21 protein-coding genes are annotated in these 20,530 nt (G+C 53.8%); 8 read left to right on the forward strand and 13 right to left on the reverse strand.

Annotation, left to right across the window (positions count from 1 at the left end; all coding sequences use genetic code 11):
• Window positions 1–50 precede the first annotated feature (50 nt).
• Together Enr10x_RS14450 and Enr10x_RS14455 are read right to left on the reverse strand one after the other, a co-directional pair.
• Window positions 51–2,387, reverse strand: coding sequence for a serine/threonine protein kinase (locus Enr10x_RS14450; protein ID WP_145450279.1), 2,337 nt, complete (start codon window positions 2,385–2,387; stop codon window positions 51–53).
• The gene (locus Enr10x_RS14455; RefSeq protein ID WP_145450282.1) at window positions 2,387–3,037 is read right to left on the reverse strand and encodes a sigma-70 family RNA polymerase sigma factor; all 651 of its coding nucleotides are present in this window, start codon (window positions 3,035–3,037) and stop codon (window positions 2,387–2,389) included. The genes Enr10x_RS14450 and Enr10x_RS14455 overlap by 1 nt, the downstream gene beginning before the upstream one ends.
• A gap of 226 nt (window positions 3,038–3,263) precedes the next feature.
• On the opposite strand from Enr10x_RS14455, the gene Enr10x_RS14460 reads away from it, so the two are divergent.
• From Enr10x_RS14460 to Enr10x_RS14470, 3 genes are read left to right on the forward strand one after another with little or no spacing between them, the layout of a single operon-like run.
• Complete coding sequence (locus tag Enr10x_RS14460) at window positions 3,264–5,084, forward strand: CotH kinase family protein (protein ID WP_145450285.1); 1,821 nt, start codon at window positions 3,264–3,266, stop codon at window positions 5,082–5,084.
• A 46-nt stretch (window positions 5,085–5,130) separates the two neighbouring features.
• Entirely contained in the window at window positions 5,131–5,856 is a 726-nt protein-coding gene (locus Enr10x_RS14465; RefSeq protein WP_145450288.1) for a polyphosphate polymerase domain-containing protein, read from the forward strand.
• A gap of 36 nt (window positions 5,857–5,892) precedes the next feature.
• Window positions 5,893–6,570: a DUF4956 domain-containing protein gene (locus tag Enr10x_RS14470; protein WP_145450291.1), complete on the forward strand. Its 678-nt coding sequence runs from the start codon at window positions 5,893–5,895 to the stop codon at window positions 6,568–6,570.
• 232 nt (window positions 6,571–6,802) lie between these two features.
• Here Enr10x_RS14470 and cas5 read toward each other — a convergent pair whose 3' ends face one another.
• The 6 genes from cas5 to Enr10x_RS14500 form a co-directional block, all read right to left on the reverse strand.
• A complete protein-coding gene (gene cas5, locus Enr10x_RS14475; protein WP_145450294.1) occupies window positions 6,803–7,444 on the reverse strand; it encodes a type I-MYXAN CRISPR-associated protein Cas5/Cmx5/DevS in 642 nt (213 codons plus the stop codon).
• Window positions 7,441–8,367, reverse strand: coding sequence for a type I-B CRISPR-associated protein Cas7/Cst2/DevR (cas7i, locus tag Enr10x_RS14480; RefSeq protein WP_145450297.1), 927 nt, complete (start codon window positions 8,365–8,367; stop codon window positions 7,441–7,443). The genes cas5 and cas7i overlap by 4 nt, the downstream gene beginning before the upstream one ends.
• Before the next feature lie 27 nt (window positions 8,368–8,394).
• A complete protein-coding gene (gene cas8a1, locus Enr10x_RS14485; RefSeq protein ID WP_145450300.1) occupies window positions 8,395–9,936 on the reverse strand; it encodes a type I-MYXAN CRISPR-associated Cas8a1/Cmx1 in 1,542 nt (513 codons plus the stop codon).
• A 29-nt stretch (window positions 9,937–9,965) separates the two neighbouring features.
• Window positions 9,966–10,613: a type I-MYXAN CRISPR-associated protein Cas6/Cmx6 gene (gene cas6, locus Enr10x_RS14490; protein ID WP_145450303.1), complete on the reverse strand. Its 648-nt coding sequence runs from the start codon at window positions 10,611–10,613 to the stop codon at window positions 9,966–9,968.
• 154 nt (window positions 10,614–10,767) lie between these two features.
• Window positions 10,768–11,337: a c-type heme family protein gene (locus Enr10x_RS14495; RefSeq protein WP_145450306.1), complete on the reverse strand. Its 570-nt coding sequence runs from the start codon at window positions 11,335–11,337 to the stop codon at window positions 10,768–10,770.
• A gap of 72 nt (window positions 11,338–11,409) precedes the next feature.
• Complete coding sequence (locus tag Enr10x_RS14500) at window positions 11,410–11,829, reverse strand: RrF2 family transcriptional regulator (RefSeq protein ID WP_145106511.1); 420 nt, start codon at window positions 11,827–11,829, stop codon at window positions 11,410–11,412.
• A gap of 248 nt (window positions 11,830–12,077) precedes the next feature.
• Between Enr10x_RS14500 and Enr10x_RS14505 the strand changes: the two genes are divergently transcribed.
• A complete protein-coding gene (locus tag Enr10x_RS14505) occupies window positions 12,078–14,303 on the forward strand; it encodes a nitric-oxide reductase large subunit (RefSeq protein ID WP_145450310.1) in 2,226 nt (741 codons plus the stop codon).
• A gap of 34 nt (window positions 14,304–14,337) precedes the next feature.
• On the opposite strand, the gene Enr10x_RS14510 is transcribed toward Enr10x_RS14505, so the two are convergent.
• Genes Enr10x_RS14510 through Enr10x_RS14520 form a run of 3 tightly spaced genes read right to left on the reverse strand, consistent with a single transcriptional unit; the run spans window position 14,338 to window position 15,663 of the window.
• Window positions 14,338–14,586, reverse strand: a complete 249-nt coding sequence (locus tag Enr10x_RS14510) for a DUF3565 domain-containing protein (RefSeq protein WP_197997617.1) — start codon at window positions 14,584–14,586, stop codon at window positions 14,338–14,340.
• The gene (locus Enr10x_RS14515) at window positions 14,583–15,182 is read right to left on the reverse strand and encodes a c-type heme family protein (RefSeq protein ID WP_197997618.1); all 600 of its coding nucleotides are present in this window, start codon (window positions 15,180–15,182) and stop codon (window positions 14,583–14,585) included. Before Enr10x_RS14515 ends, Enr10x_RS14510 begins: the two co-directional genes overlap by 4 nt.
• Before the next feature lie 58 nt (window positions 15,183–15,240).
• Window positions 15,241–15,663: an RrF2 family transcriptional regulator gene (locus tag Enr10x_RS14520; protein WP_145106506.1), complete on the reverse strand. Its 423-nt coding sequence runs from the start codon at window positions 15,661–15,663 to the stop codon at window positions 15,241–15,243.
• Between the two features lie 130 nt (window positions 15,664–15,793).
• Here Enr10x_RS14520 and hmpA point away from each other — a divergent pair, with 130 nt between their 5' ends.
• A complete protein-coding gene (gene hmpA / locus Enr10x_RS14525; RefSeq protein WP_145450316.1) occupies window positions 15,794–17,059 on the forward strand; it encodes an NO-inducible flavohemoprotein in 1,266 nt (421 codons plus the stop codon).
• 44 nt (window positions 17,060–17,103) lie between these two features.
• Here hmpA and Enr10x_RS14530 read toward each other — a convergent pair whose 3' ends face one another.
• Window positions 17,104–17,721 carry a hypothetical protein gene (locus Enr10x_RS14530; RefSeq protein WP_145450319.1) on the reverse strand — a complete coding sequence of 206 codons (618 nt, stop codon included), beginning with the start codon at window positions 17,719–17,721 and terminating at the stop codon, window positions 17,104–17,106.
• Between the two features lie 344 nt (window positions 17,722–18,065).
• Between Enr10x_RS14530 and Enr10x_RS14535 the strand changes: the two genes are divergently transcribed.
• From Enr10x_RS14535 to Enr10x_RS14545, 3 genes are all read left to right on the forward strand, one after another.
• Window positions 18,066–18,338: a hypothetical protein gene (locus tag Enr10x_RS14535; RefSeq protein WP_145450322.1), complete on the forward strand. Its 273-nt coding sequence runs from the start codon at window positions 18,066–18,068 to the stop codon at window positions 18,336–18,338.
• Between the two features lie 82 nt (window positions 18,339–18,420).
• Complete coding sequence (locus Enr10x_RS14540) at window positions 18,421–18,876, forward strand: hypothetical protein (RefSeq protein ID WP_145450325.1); 456 nt, start codon at window positions 18,421–18,423, stop codon at window positions 18,874–18,876.
• An 89-nt stretch (window positions 18,877–18,965) separates the two neighbouring features.
• Window positions 18,966–19,376 (forward strand): hypothetical protein, encoded by a 411-nt coding sequence (locus tag Enr10x_RS14545; protein ID WP_145450328.1) that lies wholly within the window; start codon window positions 18,966–18,968, stop codon window positions 19,374–19,376.
• Between the two features lie 371 nt (window positions 19,377–19,747).
• Here Enr10x_RS14545 and Enr10x_RS14550 read toward each other — a convergent pair whose 3' ends face one another.
• The gene (locus Enr10x_RS14550) at window positions 19,748–20,491 is read right to left on the reverse strand and encodes an SIR2 family NAD-dependent protein deacylase (RefSeq protein WP_232093397.1); all 744 of its coding nucleotides are present in this window, start codon (window positions 20,489–20,491) and stop codon (window positions 19,748–19,750) included.
• Between the last annotated feature and the right edge of the window lie 39 nt (window positions 20,492–20,530).

Consider the following 20,530-nt stretch of genomic DNA (forward strand, 5'->3'; position numbering starts at 1 on the left):
ATTCACAGAATCTTAAAGCGGAACATTGAGGCGGTAATCTTTTCGGATCCTCAAACCGCCGGCTGTCTGTCTGGAGCATCTTTTCCGGGAAAGAAATCCCGTTCCTCCTGAAAGTCTCCTTTAAAAGGAGGGCCGATCAGCGTTTCCCATTTCTGGCGCTGCTCGGGCGTAAGAACTTTGAGCAGATGTTCGAGCTGTTCCGGGTCATTTTCCCAATGGCGCGGCTCACGATGAGGGAAGACCATTTTCTTCGGGGGGGGCCCGCCTGGTCCCCGTTTTCGCTCGTCGCGTTCTGGCTTATGAAAATCGGGGCCCTTTCCCTTTTCCGGTGGACCGCCCCGCGGACCGTCTCCCCGCGGGCCCCCGCGAAGATGGTATTCCGATTCAATCACTCGCATCGCCATACGTTGCGCGTTTGTGAGATTCAGCGCCTGGATCACTTCCGTTTCATGTAGTGCCTGAGCTCCCTGATACCGCAGCGACAACTGCTGCAGCCGTTTCTGTTGTGGCTTGGTTAAGATCGCATTCAATCCCTCCTGCGTCAGGCGCGATTCCTCTACCCGTCGATTCTGAATGAACTGAGATTTCGAAATCTCTGAACTCGCCGAGAGATTCTTCGACTCACCGATCGTCTTATTCATCTGCGCCGAGCGCCAGTCAAACAGTTCATGAATCTTCTGGTTTTGCTCAGGTGTGATTCCCAGATCGCTGAGCACGTCGGGTTCAATCATAAGATGCATATAGCGGTCGGCCTGCAGGACAATCAGGTCTGACAGGATCTTCTCAATTCGATCCCGGGTCTCTCTTAGTTTTTCCAGCGCGGCAGGATTATCCGATTGCTCTTTGATCACAGCCTGATAGTGAGCCAGAGCAGACTCGAGCAGTTTCTTACGAAGGCTTTCATTGAACGGATTGTCTGATAATTCAAACTCGGCCAGCGCAATCATGTCGTCAGCGGCCTGCTGGGCGAGCACCAGACGCTGTTCCGCTTCGTGCGCCCGGATCGATTCCCGGTTCAGAGCTGCGCGTGTGTTACGTTCTTCCTCGGAAATTGCTGCCATCGCGACCGACAGTCCCACCATGCCCAGCAGCAGGATCACAAAGGATGAAACGACCACTGCTGGATGTCGTCTGAGCCACTTACGCCCATGATCGACATAAGTCGGACGGCGGGCGAGAATGGGTCGCTCATCCAGAAAACGCTGCAGATCTTCCGCCAGCTCAGCAGCCGACTGATATCGTTCGCCGGGAACCTTGGCCAGCGCCTTCATCACGATCGTCTCAAGTTCCACCGGAATCAGGCGATCGACCTGGCGTAATGGTTTGGGCTCATCATACAAAACATTGTGGAGCAACTGCTGATGCTCATTGGCCGCAAAGACCGGCTGCAGACAGAGCAGTTCATACAACGTCGCTCCCAGCGAATAGATATCGGTCCGCTGGTCAACCATGGCCCGTTTCCCGCTCAACTGTTCGGGGCTCATATACCGCAGCGTGCCGACAACATCACCGGTGCGGGTCACACTGGAACTCGCGGAGACCTGAGCCAGACCGAAATCGGTGATCCAGGCATTGCCTTTCACGTCAATCAGCAGATTGGCAGGCTTGATATCCCGATGCACCACTCCCGACTGGTGTGCATATTCCAGCCCGGTTGCCACCTGCGCGATGATGCGCGCAATCGTCTGATACCAGGCTTTCGCTTTCCGATGATCGGTATGCGACACGGACAGATTCACAATCTGTTTCGACTGATTCTGGCTGTCAGCTGCAGAGCCCGGTTTTTCTGTCGGTGTTTTTTCAGAATCCGAAACCGCCACCTGTGATCCACTCAGTTCCTGTTTCTGTCGCAGGAGCCATTCCGACAGCGATTCGCCCTCGATCAACTGCATCGCATAATAGTGCATGCCCCGCTCAGAACCCACGGCATACACGGGGACGATATTCGTATGATGCAGATTGGCAGCCGCCTGGGATTCAATCTGAAACCGCTGCCGCTGACATTCATCCAGCGAAGCAGCAAACGGCAACACTTTCAGCGCGACCCGCCTCCCCAGAGACAACTGGGTCGCCTCATAAACCGTCGCCATCCCTCCGCGACCGATTTCCCGAATGATTTTAAAGTCGCCCAGTGGCCGAGAGATCATTTCCGAGAGCTGGGGAGTCAGATGCTGCGACAGCGAATGCGCCAGGTCGATCCCCTCCAGACACTCGGAAATGACTTCGGATAGTTCCGGATAACGCTCAATAAAAGCTGCTTTGTCAGGGTTTTTACCGGCTTCCAGCAGCGACAGATATTCCCGGGAGATTTCGATCACACGTGAGTCTTCCGGGTCCTCACTGCGATAAATGAAGGTATTCGTCAGATTGTCTTCGGCTTGAGACACTATTGCACCTCCGGATTTGAAGTCGACAGGGTGAACTCTTTCTTGAGTCGTGCCAACCCACGTAACCACAGTTTTTCCACAGAATTCACGGTCTTCCCCATTCGTTCTGCAATCTTGGGAAACGTCAGCCCTTCCAGATGCCTGAGAATCAGGACCGACTGATAATCTTCCGGCAGTCGCGACAGGGCTTCTGAAACCAGGCGGGTCTGCTCCACCCGTGAAACCTGCTGGCTGGGGGAAGCCCCCGGATCGACCAGCATCCCCCCCAGCGAAACAGCCGACTGATCAATGCCCGCAGCCACCTGCTTCTCCAGCCGCGGATCGCGAGCCTGCGTTCCAAAATAACGCCGCACAGTATTAGCAATCGTATGCGCCAGAATGGAACGGACCCATTGAATGAACTGCGGCTCTTCGGATCCCTGAAACTGGGAGAAACTTTTATGGGCTTCCAGAAAGACTTCCTGAATGATATCCGAGACATCCAGCTTGGCCTGCAGATGACGTCCCACTTCGACCCGCGCCAGAACCTTCAGATAGGCCCGCTGTGCAGACAGAATCTGCCCCAGTGCCTGCTCGTTCCCTTCCCTGGCGCTGGCCAGTAAATCCGCGGTGGACTGGATAACGGTTTCATTTTCTGAATCAGCAGACATGTGGGCTTCTACTTTGACAGACGGGAAATTCAGATCAGCAATCGAGCACGCTCTGTGGCGGTCCTCTCTGTTTAGTCACGGAAAACCCGACAAGACCGCCACCGTTCTTCGCTTAATCTCAAGAAATTATACAAAAAATGCGGCGGTCTTCCGGGAAGTTTCGTTACTAAATTCTCAGAGACATTGTTTTCACCGGATCTGACAGAGGACAAAAGTGAGGCTTCCCATGAAAAAAGACGTGTGTTCAAACCTGTTCTATCTTATTGCCATCACTATTGTTACCTCCCCTGCTCTGGCACAGACACCTGGGCCGTCCCGGCAGCAGACATCGCAGCCTCCCACTCAATTCGGGGACAGACCTTCTTTTCCTTTTGGCCCTGGTCCGGGCGGGCCACCTGGTGGTCCCGGAGGGGAAGAACGAAAACTGGTAGAGCAGTTTGACGCAGACAAGGATGGCTCCCTGAACAACGCCGAACGGCAGCAGGCCCGGAAATTTCTCAAAGAAAATCCCCAGCAGCACAGAGGCCCCGGCGGTTTTGGTCCTCCGGGTGGATTTGGCCCTCCGGGTTCAAATTCGGATCCGCGCAGCTCTCGTGATCGGGGGCACCGGCGCGGACCACGCACCGCCAACCGTTCTGCGGCTCGACCAGGAAGGAAAATCTCTCCTGATGATGTCCCGATCATCGATGCCGAACTCTTTGATCCTGCGGTCCTGCGAACCATTTTTATCAACTTCGAAAACAAAGACTGGGAAGCGGAGCTCGAAGAGTTTCATGGCACCGATGTCGAAGTCGCCGCGACTCTGATCGTGGATCGAAAAGAATATCCCGGCTGCGGCATTCACTTCCGGGGCATGTCCAGCTACATGATGGTCCCCACCGGCTATAAACGTTCGTTGAATGTCTCCATCGATTTCCTCAACGAAGACCAGCGGCTGCTCGGTTATAAGACTCTGAATCTGAACAATAACAGCGGCGACGACAGCCTCCTCAGCACCGTACTCTACTCTCACATCGCCAACAAACACATGCCGGCTCCGAAAGCGAACCTGGTCCGTGTGGTCATCAACGGTGAAAACTGGGGCATTTACACCAACGTCCAGCAGTTCAATAAAACGTTTCTCCGCGAACACTATCCCTCTGCCAAGGGAACCCGCTGGAAGGTCAGTGGCTCCCCCCGCGGTGGTGGAGGACTCGACTATCGGGGAGACGATCCCACGCAATACGGTTATCCCTACGAAATGAAAGACGGCAAGGAAAAATCGCTCAAAAAACTGATCGAGCTCTGTCGCATTCTCGATCAAACGCCTCCTGCAGAACTGGAAGCAGCGCTCAAAGACAAGGTCGACATGGAAGAACTGCTCTGGTTCCTCGCCATCGACAACGCGTTATGCAATTCAGATGGCTACTGGATCCGGGCCAGCGATTACAGCATTTTTCTGGATAAACACGACCGGTTCCATTTCTTTCCCCATGACATGAATGAAGCTTTTCGATTCGTCCGAGGCGGGCCAGGATTTGGCCCTCCGCATGGTCCGCGCGGACGATTCGATCCCAGACAGGCAGGCGCTGGTTCCCGGGGAACAGGTTCTCCAGATGGCTTTGGCCCCCCAGGTTCATCGGGGCGACCTCCCCGGGGAGTCCCCACACAACAGCATGGCTCGGGACAGGCAAACCACAATACCAGTGGTCAACTCGATCCCCTGATCGGTCTGGACGATCCTTCCAAACCACTGCGGAGCAAAATCCTGGCAGTCCCTGCGCTACGGGATAATTATCTGCAGAAAGTTCGCACCATCGCCAATGACCTGGACTGGGATGAACTGGGGCCCGTCGTCGAACAGTATCGTCAACTCGTGCTCAAAGAAGTCAAACTGGACACGCGAAAGCTCGGATCTTTTGAGAACTTCGTCAAATTGACTGCCAGCCGGATTCCCGTCGGTACAACCGCAGCAGTCCACGGACCGGGAGGTCACGGTGCGGTCAATCTGCATCAGTTTGCCCGGGAACGGCAGAAGTATTTACTGCAGGTTACCAGCAAAAAATAGCTTCAACTGATCTCCAGTAGTGGAAAGATTATAAGGAGACCCTGTTTTGGATTTAAAACTTTTCGTTCCGGAATCCGATCCCATGCAGGTCTATCAGGCCCAGGATCGCCGCATCGAATTGAAATTTCTGCTGACTCCGGAAGTAAGCCACCAGGTTCGCAGCTGGGCCCGGGAACAGATGGATCCGGATCCGCATTGCACAACGGCCATCGGCGACAGCTATGCCATCAACACTCTTTATCTCGACACGCCGGCACTGGACATCTACCGTAAAACCCGACTGGGCGGGACGACGAAGTATCGCCTGCGTCGCTATGCAGCAGAGCCTGTACTCTGGCTGGAAACCAAAAGTAAGCGGAATAACATTGTCCAGAAAAGTCGGACTTCCATTCCGGCTGCGCAACTCCCCCTGCTGCAGCAATCAGAAGCGACAGATGACCTCTGGCCGGGAGACTGGTTTCGGCAGAGCATCCAGAAGCGTGGCTTGCACCCCAGTGCCCTGGTGCATTATCAGCGTTTTGCCCGGATAGTCCGCTATCAGAATCAGCACATCCGCCTGACGATCGACAATCAGCTCGCAGGGCAGAAATGCAGTCGCTGGGAAATTCCGGATCAACCGACCGATCGATCAGACCTCTATCAGGGAGGCGAAATCATGGAACTGAAATTTCACGACATCCTGCCTCCGCTGTTCAAACGACTGCTGCTGGAGATTCCCCTCATCTCAACCGGCTTTTCCAAATACCGTACCGCAGTGGCTTCCAACCTTTAATCCCTATCCTGAATTTCCTGCACAAGACCGTATCTCATGACAGACTGGTTCACACAAGTCACATCCTCTTCAGAGCCTGCATTCGGCACGATCATGGTGAATCTGCTGCTCTCCTGGGCCGCGGGTTGCGGTGTAGCTTATCTGGCGCGAAAACATCAGAAAACCGTCGCCGATGAAACACTGTCGGTAACCCTGGTGCTGATGTGCGTGCTGATCGCGATGGCGACACAGATCATCGGCGAAAATGTCGCTCGTGCGTTCTCCCTGGTGGGCGCTCTGTCGATCGTCCGTTTCCGGACCGCGATGCAGACGACCCAGGACGTCGCATTTGTGCTCTTTGCTGTGGTCGTCGGCATGGCCATCGGAGCCGGACAATATCTGGTCGCTTCGCTCGGCTTCGTCGTGATCGGTGCCGCTACTCACTTCCAGCCGCACTGGTCCACAGTCCATCCTGCAGAACTCAAACAGCACGCATGCATTATGCATCTACGTCTGCAGGTGGCACTGGGAGCAGATCAGATCTGGAATGAGATTCTGAATGAGCTCTGCGAAGAATATGAAAACACGGGCGCGGAAACCACTCGCAAAGGGAGCGCCTTCGCCCTGGAATACGATGTCATCCTCCGCGACAACGTCACGGCAGACGATGTCATTCTCCGCCTGGGCCGCCTGGAACAGATCGAATCGGTCCAGATCAAACGCACCCGTCGTTGATCATTTCCATCAGCACTTCATCAACATCCTCAATTCAAAAACGCCTGGCGGCATCAAGCTGTCATAGCTCAGGGAGCGTATTGTTTATAAACCTGTTTTTAGTGCTCAACGCCTGTCGGCATCACAAAAATAATCTGACATTATAACTTTTCAGAATTTCACCATTTTACTCAACGCCTGGCGGCATCAGATATCGCTCTACACTTAACAAATCTTCTTAAATGACAATCCATCAATGTGGGCTGATCAACGGAACTTTTTCTCGTGGCGGTTTCTTCAGACTGGTTGCCTGAAGAGTCCCCGTAACATAACGTGTCTCAACGGAATGGACATGGTCCACCCAGACCGGCAGGGTCAGCTCTCCCCGGGGATCCAGCAGAAATGCACTCCCCTTTAAAGACTCACTCCATTTTGATCCATTGTCGATCGTTCCTACATCATTGACCAGATGCGTACTTTCTCCGAGCGATAGTCCCCCGGAACGATTGACAAGCTCAGGCTGCGCAAGCGTGGAACAGACTCGCTGCTCCAGAGTCTGTCCACACGAATTCCGTTCTTCGGTTGAATCAACCCATAGGATCAGTTCCAGATTTGATAAGAGTTCCTGGAAATCGGGCCGCATATTTTCGGGGGCTTCCGGGCGGGGATTTTTAACGCGCCAGACTTTCCGCAGTACGACGCTTTTTGCAGGATCGTTTAAAATCACCGCCGTCACCCGACAACCAATATGACGCCTGCGGTCCCGCTCACCGGCCAGGGATAACAGGAATCCATAACAGGTCGCTGGAGGAGGAATCTGATGTGTTTCGAGATACTCCCGCGAATACCCTTTTCGAAAACAGGAAACAGGCACTGTCACATGTACGCCGATCATGTTCCTGCCTCGACTTCCAAAGCCTGCGTCATACGATTGGTCAACGAATTGCAGGCTGCCTTAACACCCACCGGTTCTATTCCCCGGTTTTGCAACTGCTGTGCCAGGGCAGACTCTCGATCACTGACGCCACAGATCAATTCTTCTGGTTTAATATCCCCTGTATCCAGACGCGTCAGCAGTTGATCGACACAGACCGATTTCCCATAATCATTCGATTCGAAACAGTACAGAATTCGCGGTGCAGGATCATGCGTCAGGCGAAACACGACCGCCTCGGGGGAAAAGTCAAACAGAAACCGTCCCTGATTTCCCGCGACCGACCCGAGATGACACAAGGCTTCGATCGCTTTCGCCGCGCGGGACTTTTCCCGCAAACTTCCAGGCGTGAGTGATATTCCAAACTGATAACGGGTCGCATGCACTTCACTTCCGTAAGGAACCGGATTCTTGTATTTATTTTTCCCCCGGGAAGCTGAGGGTGTTGCCCCGGGACTGGCCGCGTTAAAGGTGACGTCTCCGGTCCAGGGAGTCAGAGACACAGCCCGCGTCACTTCCAGCACCGCCCTGCGGACCCGGGCAGTCCCCGGGCCATCCACTTTCGCTGCCTCTGCCCGCATATAGCCCAGCAGATCATCGTCGATATAGGTCTTACCTGTTTCGGAATTCCAGCCGAGAAATTCCGGATCCTGCCACGAATTGGTACGCGACATCTCATTCCACTGGCGATTCGTTCCCGACTCATCCAGCTCCGCCAGACGCTGACGCAGTGCAAAACGGATCGCTTCCGCACTGACAGTACTGTGAGGCTGCCCCATCCAGAGAATCTTTTGCAGGGTGGTAATGTTCCCCTCGGTTTCGGCCCGATTATTCGCAGCCGTTCCGAAGGGAGTGACAATGTTGGCATAGACATGCAGGGACATACTTTCGCTCCCGGTTTTGATTTTCTTTCAGGCCGTTTTTCTGAGTGAATGTCCTTCGCTGAAACGACTTCCCGAACTGACGAGGGCCAGCAGACTCAAATCCCGAATACGTTGCCAGTCATCGCCGAGTAGCGTCAGGCTTCGATACCATTCCAGAAGTTGCGCCGGTCCGGCCTGACTCCGATCAAACAGATCCGTCAGAACAGATCGCAGTTGACCGACCGTTTGTACTCCGGTCAGTTTCAACCGCAACTGGTCATCAAACCGCATCCCCCTTAACCGAAAGTTTCCCGTCCGACTCTGAGTCACGGCCCCCTGGATGGCCTTTACAAAATGCCATTCCTCTACCTGATCCCAGAGCCCCTGATCGGAAACCAGCTGCCTCAAACCCCGCCGCTCAAACAGAACCTGATCGCGAAAGGGCGCTCCAGTGACAGGATTAATTCTCGACATAAGACTGGAGAAACCGGAATACCAGGGAACCTGGGCCACCAGATTATCTGCAATCAGAGAACGTACCACACTATCGACTCGATACCCCGTCTGGAAAGTCCTGATACGGGCAGAGACTGCAAGCGCATTCCCCGACTCTGGAGGAGAGACGATTCGCGGTGGCAGTGCAGCGTAAATTCTCCGAAATCGATCCATTGTGGAATCATCCAGAGCACCGACTTCACAGGTTTTCACGCGTGACTTCTGCTGCCGGGCCCAGGATGTGGGCTGAAAAGTGACGGCGCTGAATTCCAGTCGAGCACCAACGCGCAGTTTCGCCTGCAAAATGGCATCCGCGGCGTTTGTCACACGATATCCTGGTGCATGTTGCGGATTCAGACTGTGACGAAGACGAATAAACTCACGCAGATCCTTTACCTCCGGGATGAGCAGAACGCCAACTCCCCGATTGACCGGCAGTGACAGACAGCCCACCAGCGCAAAATAGAGCGGCAACACCCGCTCCAATGGTTCTTTTATGGCTGTCTGATGTTTATAAGCAAAGTGCCTCACCGAGGCTCCAGGATAAATCGCGCCATCAATTCTGACAGCTTGATTCTGTAACTCTCCTTGCGAATCAATCAATGTTTTCCAGCCTGTTTGATGTTTAAACCAGGAACATTTTCGAAAAGTCACCGGGATCTCCCAGTCGCCATTTTCTGAATCAAAATGACTGACCTGGGATTCGTTTTTCGCCAGTTTGCGCGAGCTTCCATGCTGCAGAAATGTCAGCAGAGAACCAGCCTGCAGATCTGCCAGCACCGCTGAATCGGGAGGCGTCTGAAATTGACCGGGCAGATAAATCAGACCGTCCGCATTGATCTGAAACCCGAATTCGAAGAGTGAGCGTAACATAACACCCACCTGAGCAGACTCAGGCAAATGCAAAACAATTGAATCGGAATTGACCTTAAACTGAAAGGGGAGTTCCAGTCGCGATGCCGATCCTGCATCCCGCGCTCGCTGCCATGCATGTAGCGTACATGCCAGGCCTCCCAGCCCCGCCCGATGCAACGGCGTCATACCCGGTGCAAAGAGCTCCAGTCGAATCGTTTTCGCTTCAGTGATCTGATTCACAACCACCTTTTCCCTTCAGCAGGTGCATGTTATTCATGACCCGCGCTGCCACTGATCTCTGTCGAATTTTCAGAAGTTCGGTATCCCTTGAACAGACCGCATCCCATGTGCCGCCTGCCCCCAATCCCCTGTATCTGAATCTGCAGAGATTCCTCCTCGGCCAGATTCTCAAGTACGACTTCATATCCCACGATCGTTTTCTCTTTAATTCGGAGTGTCCGTCGCCTGCGAATTTCAACCAGCGACCGGGAGGAAACTTCACAGGCGGATAACTGCTTTTTGACCGCCGTCTGGAATGACTTCTCATCCAGTTGTGCGGCATTGCGCCCCTTGACCTTAATCACCACCAGCCTGCTCCGCAGTATCGGTTCTGCGACCAGTGCCTTCAGTTGAGGCACACCGATCAGAATGGTCGACCTGCGCAACTGGATTGACTTTCCAGTGAGGTTTAATAATTCATTAACCTGTTCCACATGCGTTCTGAAAACCAGGCAACTGTCTGATCGCAATGCCACCTGACCATCTCCAAGATACTGCCCCTGTAAAGGATGAATGCCAATCCCGTTCTGCTGGTGTAACACCGGTAGCAGTCTCGACAGGGCCGCATACAGGGGATACCCATGGTCGACGGGAACAGGGTCCTGGGCGGTTAACCTGAAGTTGAGATCAACATACATGATGAAATTTCTCAGAATCCCTGCAGCAAAGAACCAGAAAGCACAACAAAATCTGCCCGCGCACAACCATATATTTGTCGTGCGCGGCACAGATTACTTCTGGAAATCAGCGTTCATCCAACAAGAGAAACGCTGGCGAGATTAGCAGGCAAACCTACTTGATCGGCAGCTCATAACTGATCGCACCGATCGGCTGGCCGGGTTTGGCATCCTTGTAATGCGGATGGCACATCACGCATTTTTTCATCACGACCGGAATCGGTGTAATGGCCTGCAGGTAAGGCTGGCCGTCCTTGATCACCACTTCGTCATAGTAAGGCTTGCCCGCTTTGAGCTGTTTAATTCCCTGCTTTTCAAATTTGGTCTTCGCGACATTCTTCGGCTCATACGGCTGGCCGGTTGCATCAATCAGCCGCACATGATGAAAACCGGTCTTCCCCACCCGCTTGAACAGCTCCACAGCGGCACTGCCTGCAGGAAAGTCTTCTTCGTCATTCACGTATTTATCCGTAATGAGTACGACCGCGTTCTTGTAAATATCATCCAGCATTTTGACGGTATCGCGGGTCCGCTCGACGGCGGCCTCGGATGGCTGCTGCGCCGCTCCTTTCGCTGCCGGCTTACCGGACTTGTTCTTAGTCTGTCGATCTTCGCCAGACAAATTCAGAGTGAACAGGAACAGAAAAGTCACTGCGAGGCTGGTAACAAATCCTGTTTTGAGCATGAGGTTTCCTTTCAGAAAAATAACGGGGAAGGACCGGCGCAACAGCCGATCCCATGAAAAGCAGTGGAACGGCTATGTCACCCGCTTCAACTGGCGACTTGAAGGAGCAACATCAGCCAGGGTCACACTGTTAAGATAGTCCAGCTGAATGCGTTCGGCTTCCGCCAGAACCCCCTTCAGCTTGCAGAACGGCTGGATCACACAGACATTTTCCGTCCCCACGCAATCCAGCAGATGCAGATTCCCTTCGAAGCGTTCGATCACTTCACCCAGACGAATCTCTTCGAGGGGCACTGCCAGTTCAATCCCGCCACCCAGACCGCGCACGCTGCGGATATAGCCGAACCGCGAAAGCAGATTCACCACCTTCGCCACATGATTCGAGGAAATATCAAACAGCGTCGCCACGTCGGCTACAGTCGCCCGGTCACTCCGTGATGCCAGATACATCAGTGTCCGTAACGCGTAATCGGTCTGCATGGTGAGTTGCATTTTTTAAACCTGACTTGAAATAAACATGCATAAGTGATACATCTTATGCCGAATATAGACACAACCATCCAGTTTGTCAACAACTTTTAGAATGAAAGATACTGCAGGAAATCACTGATCTACCGAATTGACTCCGGAAATCCCCTTGAATCAGACCCGCAAATAAAGAACATGAACGTTGGAGATCATACCTGCACCAGGAGAGTCAACTGGATCAATCGCAACACGAACCAGGAAAGCACATCATCATGCGACGCTTATGGATTTCGTTTACCTTCGTTTTACTGCTCTCCTTTCTGGTCCTGGGCTGGATCGGCAGCCGCATCTACCAGGAGATGCCTCCCATTCCAGGGAAAGTTCTGACGACGAACGGCAAGCTCCTGATTGATACCCGTGAAATCGAACAGGGACAGAACGTCTGGCAGACCATGGGTGGCATGGAAGTCGGCTCCGTCTGGGGACATGGCAGTTATGTCGCCCCGGACTGGACCGCTGACTGGTTGCACCGCGAAGCCTTGTTCATTCTCGATCACTGGTCTCAAGAGGATTTCAATACCAGCTTTGACCAGCTTTCTGAAGAACACCAGGCACAACTGGAAGGCAGACTGACTGCCCTCATACGAAAGAACACCTACGATCCAGAAACGAAAACCATCACGGTCGACCCGCTGCGTGCTGCCGCTTTCGAATCCAACCTGTCGCATTATACGGAAGTATTCTCAGAGGGAAATACTGATTATGCGATCCCTCGTGGCGCTGTGACCGACCCCCAGCGCTTACGACGACTGGCTGCGTTTTTCTTCTGGACCTCCTGGGCTGCATCGACCAGCAGGCCGGGGGAGCAGATCAGCTATACCAATAACTGGCCTTACGAACCGCTGGTGGGAAATCGCCCCACCGGCGAAACGGTACTCTGGACCGGAGTCAGTATCATCATGCTCCTGGCAGGCATCTCCGGTCTGGCCTGGTGGTATGCTGCCAGAAAAGAGGACGAAGCAGAACTGGTACCGCCGGAGCATGATCCACTGGCTCTCTGGGAAGCCACTCCCTCCCAGGCAGCGACCGTCAAATACTTCTGGGTCGTCGCTGCATTGATTCTCGTACAGATGCTGCTCGGAGTAGTCACCGCACATTACGGCGTAGAAGGAGGAGGTTTTTACGGTATCCCGCTCTCCAACTGGCTCCCCTATAGCGTGACCCGCACCTGGCATGTGCAGATGGGTCTGTTCTGGATTGCCACAGCCTGGCTGGCAGCCGGTCTGTTTATCGGCCCGCTGGTCAGTGGACAGGAACCACCTCGACAGAACTGGGGGGTCAATCTGCTCTTCGGTGCGTTACTGGTCATCGTGGTCGGCTCGCTTGCCGGAGAGTGGTTGAGCATCCAGAACGAACTCACCGACGAGGTCTCGTTTTACCTGGGGCACCAGGGCTATGAATATGTCGATCTGGGTCGGCTCTGGCAGATCGGTCTGATGATCGGCCTGCTCCTCTGGCTCGTCCTGATGATTCGCGTCCTGCTGCCGGCACTGCGCAAAACCGGTCAGCAGAAACAACTCGTCGTCTTACTGACCGTCGCCACAGGCGCGATTGCCCTGTTCTATGGAGCAGGCCTTACCTGGGGACAGCACTCGCATCTCTCAATGATCGAATACTGGCGGTGGTGGGTGATTCATCTCTGGGTGGAAGGCTTCTTCGAAGTGTTTGCCACCACCGTCATCGCTTTTATCTTCATGCGTCTCAATCTGATTCAGCCCCGGATCGCTGCAGCGGCGGCGCTGATGTCCGCCACCATCTTCTTATCGGGCGGTATCATCGGTACCTGCCATCATCTGTATTTCTCAGGCACGCCCATCGTCGCACTGGCCTGGGGTTCGGTTTTCAGCGCCCTGGAAGTCGTGCCCCTGGTACTGATCGGCTTTGATGCTACCGAGGATCTCAGACGCTCCCGCACCTCTCCCTGGGTGCAGCGCTATAAATGGCCCATCTACTTTTTCGTTGCAGTCGCGTTCTGGAACATGGTCGGCGCCGGTTTGTTCGGCTTTATGATCAATCCTCCCATCGCCCTGTATTACATGCAGGGATTGAACACGACTCCCCTGCACGGTCATGCCGCCCTGTTCGGAGTGTATGGTATGCTGGGCATCGGGCTCATGCTGATCTGCCTCCGCGTACTCGTGCCAGGTAAAGAATGGAAAGAGGGTCTGCTGCGATTTTCCTTCTGGGCACTCAATGGAGGGCTGATGCTGATGTGCCTGCTCAGTCTGCTGCCGGTCGGACTCATGCAGACCAATGCCTCGGTCAACCATGGATACTGGTACGCCCGCAGCAGTGAATTCATGCAGACCGACCTCATGCAGACCCTCCGCTGGTTACGGGTCCCCGGCGATACCATCTTTTTCCTGGGAGCGGTAACTCTGGTCATCTTCATCATCGGTTTGAAAACGGGACGCTCCTTTCAGAATTCAGAAAGCTGATCCACTCTCTCCGGTGGAATTAATTCCAGAGACATCAGTCCGGCTTTTCATCCGGCGATGTCCCGTCCGCGCATTTTTGACAGTCCAGCAGATAGCCCAGCATGCCCGCACGCCCTTCGTGGCTCAGTACCCAGGGACGGGATTCCAGGGGCGGCGCATGACGAACATGCTGATTGTGTCCGCAAGCCAGTTGCGCCACCCAGTGCCCTGTCTCGTCCTGATGATATCCTGTGATCGGCTGCTGCATGCGTTTGACCAAATATTGGGATCGACGGTCATTCATTTCTTGCCGGCATTACTTTTTTCTTTTGCTTTGACAGGAATGGAAATGATCAACCCCGCGAATCGATCCTTCGTATTCCGCTTCCCGAACCCGTGATGACAGGTTAAACACCCATGGTTCATTAAGGAAATGGCACCAGCCCGCTGATAGACGCCCTGCTCGACACGTTCGTATTCACCTTTCCCCGCTGCAATTTCCTCTGCCGCCTTTTTTTCAAATTCCGTTTTCGGTTCATGATCGATGCTCATCGCCCGGGCATTGACGGCAATCCAGCGGGCTTTGATATTTTCCTCTGCCTCCACATCAGCAAACATCCGCTCCATCACGCGTGCCGGAACCGGCGCCGTCGCACTGTTGAAATAACTCCGGTGCATCGCATCCAGCGTGGCAGAATAAAAATTGTGCGCCAGTTTGGCCCGCTCACGTGCCTCTGTGATCGACATCACCGCCGCAGTCTGTTTTGCGTCTACCTTATTCACCGAACTCGCTTTCGCCGGTTGTTTCTCCGCTGGACTGCCACTCTCAGGCGGTTTCGCAAAGGAAACCAGCGCCAGCGAACTCAGACTCACTGCAACCACAAAAACGTATCTCATCATCGCTCTCATCGTTTTTCCTTCATCTCGGTTTACAAATCAGTCGGTTACAGGGAGCCCTTCAATCACCTTCACACAAGGGCACAATTGTTGTTGTCGATTCCAGCAGCTGGCCGATCGTCACATTGCCGAACGCCGCTTCTGCCTCGGCATACACGCGATCCAGTTCCGCATGCAACGGACACAGACTGGTGTGGGATTTCAGTCCCAAAGGGCAACTGTTAATCCGCTCCATCGGGGCAATCGCATTTACGATGTCCAGAATCGACAGCTCCGCCGGATCGTGAATCAGCTCATAGCCCCCCTTCGGGCCACTCCGTGATTTCACCACCCCACCCGCAGCCAGATCCTGCAGAACCCGGGTCAGGTACCGCCGGGGGACTTTCGTCTTTTCCGCCAGATAATCGGCCGAAGCCGGCTGACCTGGCTGCCCTGCCAGACAGGCGACCGCCCGCAAAGCGTACTCATGTGTCTTTGAAAGCATGGGATTTCCCCAAAAATACCAAAAGGTCCAATTATACACCTTGACGTATAGAATTATCTATTCTATACCTCTATATGTAGTATATAAGTTTCCGCCTGTGTTTCAAGCTAAATCTCCAGGAGAACCATACATGTTAAGTGAAAAAACCATCGCCATTGTCAAAGAAATCACTCCGCTGGTCGCCGCTAATGCGGAAACAGTCACACGCGTCTTTTACCAGAAGATGTTTGCCGGCAATCCGGAAGTGAAAGCCTTTTTCAACCAGGCGCACCAGCATTCCGGCGGCCAGCAGAAGGCCCTCGCTGGAGCCATTTGTTCCTATTTTACCCATATCGACAACCTCGCCGCCCTTACTCCTGCGGTCGAACTGATCGCTCAGAAACACTGTTCTCTCGGCATTCAACCGGAACAGTACCCCATCGTCGGCAAGCACCTTCTGGCAGCCATCCAGGAAGTCATGGGAGAGGCCGCTACCGAGGAAATCCTGGCCGCGGTCGGGGAAGCTTACCAGCTCCTGGCGGACGTCTGCATTGAACGCGAACAGCAGATCTACGCCGAACAGCGTGCAGAGAATGGCGGCTGGAACGGCTATCGTTCGTTCGTCGTCGATCGCAAAGAGCCTGAAAGCGATGTCATCACATCCTTCTACCTGAAACCTGCTGACGGAGCCGACATCCCTGCCTGGCAGCCTGGTCAATACATCACGGTCAGAATTGATCATCCCACCACCCCCACTTCGCCTCGGAATTACAGCCTCTCGAATCAGTCGGGATCCGACCATTTTCGTATCAGCGTCAAACGTGAACCCGGGCTCACCGCTGATGCCCCTGCAGGACTGATTTCCACCTACCTGCACGACGAAGTCCAGGTCGGCGACACACTCGAAATCGGCCCCCCCTGTGGTGAATTCACACTCGATACGGCGCAGCCGGTCACCACGCCGGTTGTCCTCTTGGCCGGTGGAGTCGGCGTCACTCCCCTGCTCTCGATGGCCAAATCGCTGATCGCGGCTCAGCCTGACGTCCCGCTCTATTTCCTGCAGGCTGCCCGCAACAGCCAGACACACGCCTTTGCTGAGGAAATTCAGGACCTGCGTAGTGCCGGTGCGAACGTCCGCACGCTCACCCTCTACGATCAGCCCCTGGCAGACGATCTGGAAAATCAGAACTGCGACGATCAGGGTGTGGTCACCGAAAAACTCCTCCGCGACTGGACTCCCTTCGAGCAGGCAGCTTTTTACTTCTGTGGTCCTAAACCCTTTATGCAGAACGTCTATGCGAGTCTGAAATCCCTGAATGTCCCTGCTGATCGAGTTCATTTCGAGTTCTTCGGCCCCCGACAGGACATTGAATCCGCACGACTGGATGAAGAACCGGAAGTCTCAGTCTCGCACTGATTCATTTTCATTGATCTGTTTTGAAATAAAATTAAGTATCAAACTCAACCTCTGAGCACCTGGTGACGATATCTGTATATATGGTCTCCTGCTCTAAATGAATTACAGGAGAAACAATGAGCGCTGACACTACGGCTTCGACGACCTGGGCTAACATATTCCCGTAGTGGAGGAATGCGTCCGTCGCTTTCAGTCTCGGACGCATTTTTTCTGCGCCTGACCTGCATTTGCTGCCACATCAGTATCAGCTGTCTCAATCTCCCCTGCACTTCTGCGCCCCGGTTCTCTTTCCACCCGTGCACAAACTGGCCTTGATCCCCGCTTTCCGATCCGTATTGTTGTGCAAATGTGCTTCGCGCGCGAGGCGGATGATGCGAGCACGGAAACAGTGCGAACAAGTGATTCAGATTCACCTGAATCGCCGTCGATTTTTCCAGTTTTTCACCGAAACAGCATGAACCGGTTCTTCCTGTCTCGTACATTTTCAAATCATCTCGGAGCACATTCAGAGCAAATCGGAGCAAACTCACCATGAAATCAAAGCAATTCACAGCCCACTCAGAGCACAATTTCCCCTTGACCCCCACCTGCCATTCGGCAAAATCAAAGACATCCGTTATCAGGCTCAAGCCCCAGAGCAGATTGAAGAGAAACTGTTTCATGGCCGACTCCATTCAAAACCAGGTAACCTCGGCGGGGGGCACTGTTGGCTACCAACAGAAATCGAAAACCGTTCCCACAAACTAAATAATCCCCATAGCCGGGGTGGTCCCGGATGCAATCCGGGATTGCCGCAGGCAACAGGAGGTGGCAGCTCAGACATACAAGCACGAACCAGACCACCAACCCGTTTCGCAGGGGCGGCAGGTGATACTGCTGGCTCGCCAACAGTGATCGTGAAAATGTGATACGAATCCCGTAAACTATCTGAACCATCGCATCCTACAGATCGGCTCCAGCCAGGCGAGATGAAAATCCACCACTAACCGGGAGACTCAAGCGATAAATGGCCATGTATCAAGGCAACGGATTTCAGGTAGAACCGGCAGGCATGCATGCTCTGCTCTATTACGAAAATGGCAGGATGGCGTCGATTCAGGGTGAGCCTTTGATTCTCGATGCCCGGAAGCTGACCACATCGGGATATGTAATCTACACAGGCACTGCCTGGTGGAAAGATCAGGCACAACAGATGAGTGCAGAGGAAAAAACGCGTCTCATCGCCGGCGTCACAGAAACGTTCCATCACTGGGGCACTCACCTGGAAGTGGAAGATTAACCGGCAGAAATGAAAAACGGTCAACAGCAACCAGGTACAGGCTTAACGAAGTTCAACCGGAGGACCTCTCTCGGAATTTCACATGCATCTCAGGAAAAAACCCATGGCAATCCAATCAATCAATCTGGTCCTCTCAGCTCAGTTTAGAGATACTCGTGTCGTAACATCCGAATTATTTCTGGAACCTCTCAACCAGGTTTCCAGTCTCAGTCAGACTGATTATCAATGTATTGCTGACCGGCAGCCTGGCAGGAGTGGGCTGATTGTCTTCTATGAAAGAAAGATCTCCGAAATCGAAGACGCGGAACCTTATGAGATTCTTGAACACGAGCTAGCGCTAAAGCTGAAAGAGATCGCTGACTGGCTGCATGCAATTCCTGCCTCAGTATTTGAGGAATTGAAAACAAACGGACTTTACCTGTTTTTTATTATTGAAACATGGATCGATGCAGATCAGTTCGATCTCGAACTCCCCCCCGTATTCCTGAAAGAACTGGGCATTCATGAGATCCCCCTTACTATCATCAGTAATGAATAAAGCACCAGAACGGCAGGTGGTACTGTTGGCGCGCCAACAGTGATCGTGTAACCAACAAAAAACAGTGAAAATCGAATCGAAAAAACATCATGAACTCTGATAACCTCTACCAGAGCTTTCAGCGACTCAACGATTTTGATCTGGAAAGCTGGCCTGAGAGCAACTGGCCCGCAGCCCAGGATCATTTCTGCATCCAACTGCTGGAACAGTTTAATGATCTGGAACAGGCAGCACAGCTTTCTCTTTCCAGAAAGCTCCTGGAATCCTCTCTGGAAAGACCACTCGAACACTTTGCCTGCCGCTGTGCAAAATTTGGTGACAGCAGAGAAGACATCAGAAACGGCTATTTCGCATTATTATTCTGCCGCAGCAAGGAAGCATTCCTGACCGCAGACCGACTGGCGACTGCGGCCCGAAACCTGGGAATCAGCAGTAGAAGAATCCGCAGAGAAATGCCGATTCCATTCCCCGGATTCTGGGTGCCTGACTCCCCGGATTGAGTGGCTCAGAAAAAATACGCATTTTACCTGCAGATTCTGATCTAATCCGGATGGCTCTGTTAGCCACCAGCAGAAATCGAAAAACCGCTCCACAAACGGAACCATCCCCATAACCGGGGCAACAGGAGGTCCCAGCGCAAACACACAACACCGAAACAGACTACCAACCCCTTTCGTAGGGGCGGGACCCATGTGTCCGCCCGCCTGGCGACAGGCAACCTTCTCAACCTCACAAGGGACTAAAAAACCAGGGTGCCCCCGAATGCAATTCGGGGTGGTTGCAGACCGCAGGAAACTGTCAGAGCGACCGCGCCATCACAGCACACCAGTCCCAAGCCGCATCGCGTCACCAGGACAATCCACTACCGACACTATACCCCCCGCTCCCCTTCCAGCCACCGCTGCACAATCTGTGGCACATGTTCCACCGCCGTCCCCCTGATCCACTCAAAGCCGACAGGCTCCTGCTCCAGGTCCGGGCTCACGATCAACTTCTCCGCCTCTTCGCTGGCCAGTTGCACCAGACCGGCCGCCGGATACACCGACAGCGACGTTCCCACCACCAATACCTTGCCCGCACTGCGAATGTGGGCCACGGAAACTTCCGTGTTGTGAATCGTTTCCCCAAACCAGACAATATGCGGCCTCAACTGTGAACCCGCTTCACAGAGATCGCCCAGCTGAATTTCCTTCCCGCCGATTTCATAAATCAGCTCCGGATCAGCAGTACTGCGGGCTTTCACCAGTTCCCCATGCACATGGATCACATTGCTCGAACCCCCACGCTCGTGCAGGTCATCCACGTTCTGCGTAATCACAACCACGTTGTACCGGCTCTCCAGTTCCGCCAGCGCGCGATGTGCCGCATTCGGTTCAGCCGCGACCGCCTGCGTGCGACGCGCATTATAAAAATCCAGTACCAGTTGCGGATTCGCTTCCCAGGCCTCGGGCGAAGCCACCTCGGTGATCTCGTACTGCTCCCACAGGCCGCCCATATCCCGAAACGTCGGCAGCCCGCTCTCGGCACTGATCCCGGCCCCCGTCAACACCACAACTTTATTGGGATCGATCGGCTCAGACATCTCGGTTCTCTCTTTGACTTTCACGGGATTCATTTCGAGGTCACCTGCACAATGTGTCTCTGACACCTGCGA

Origin of the sequence: Gimesia panareensis, from assembly GCF_007748155.1 — a bacterium.
Classification (GTDB): Bacteria; Planctomycetota; Planctomycetia; order Planctomycetales; family Planctomycetaceae; genus Gimesia; species Gimesia panareensis.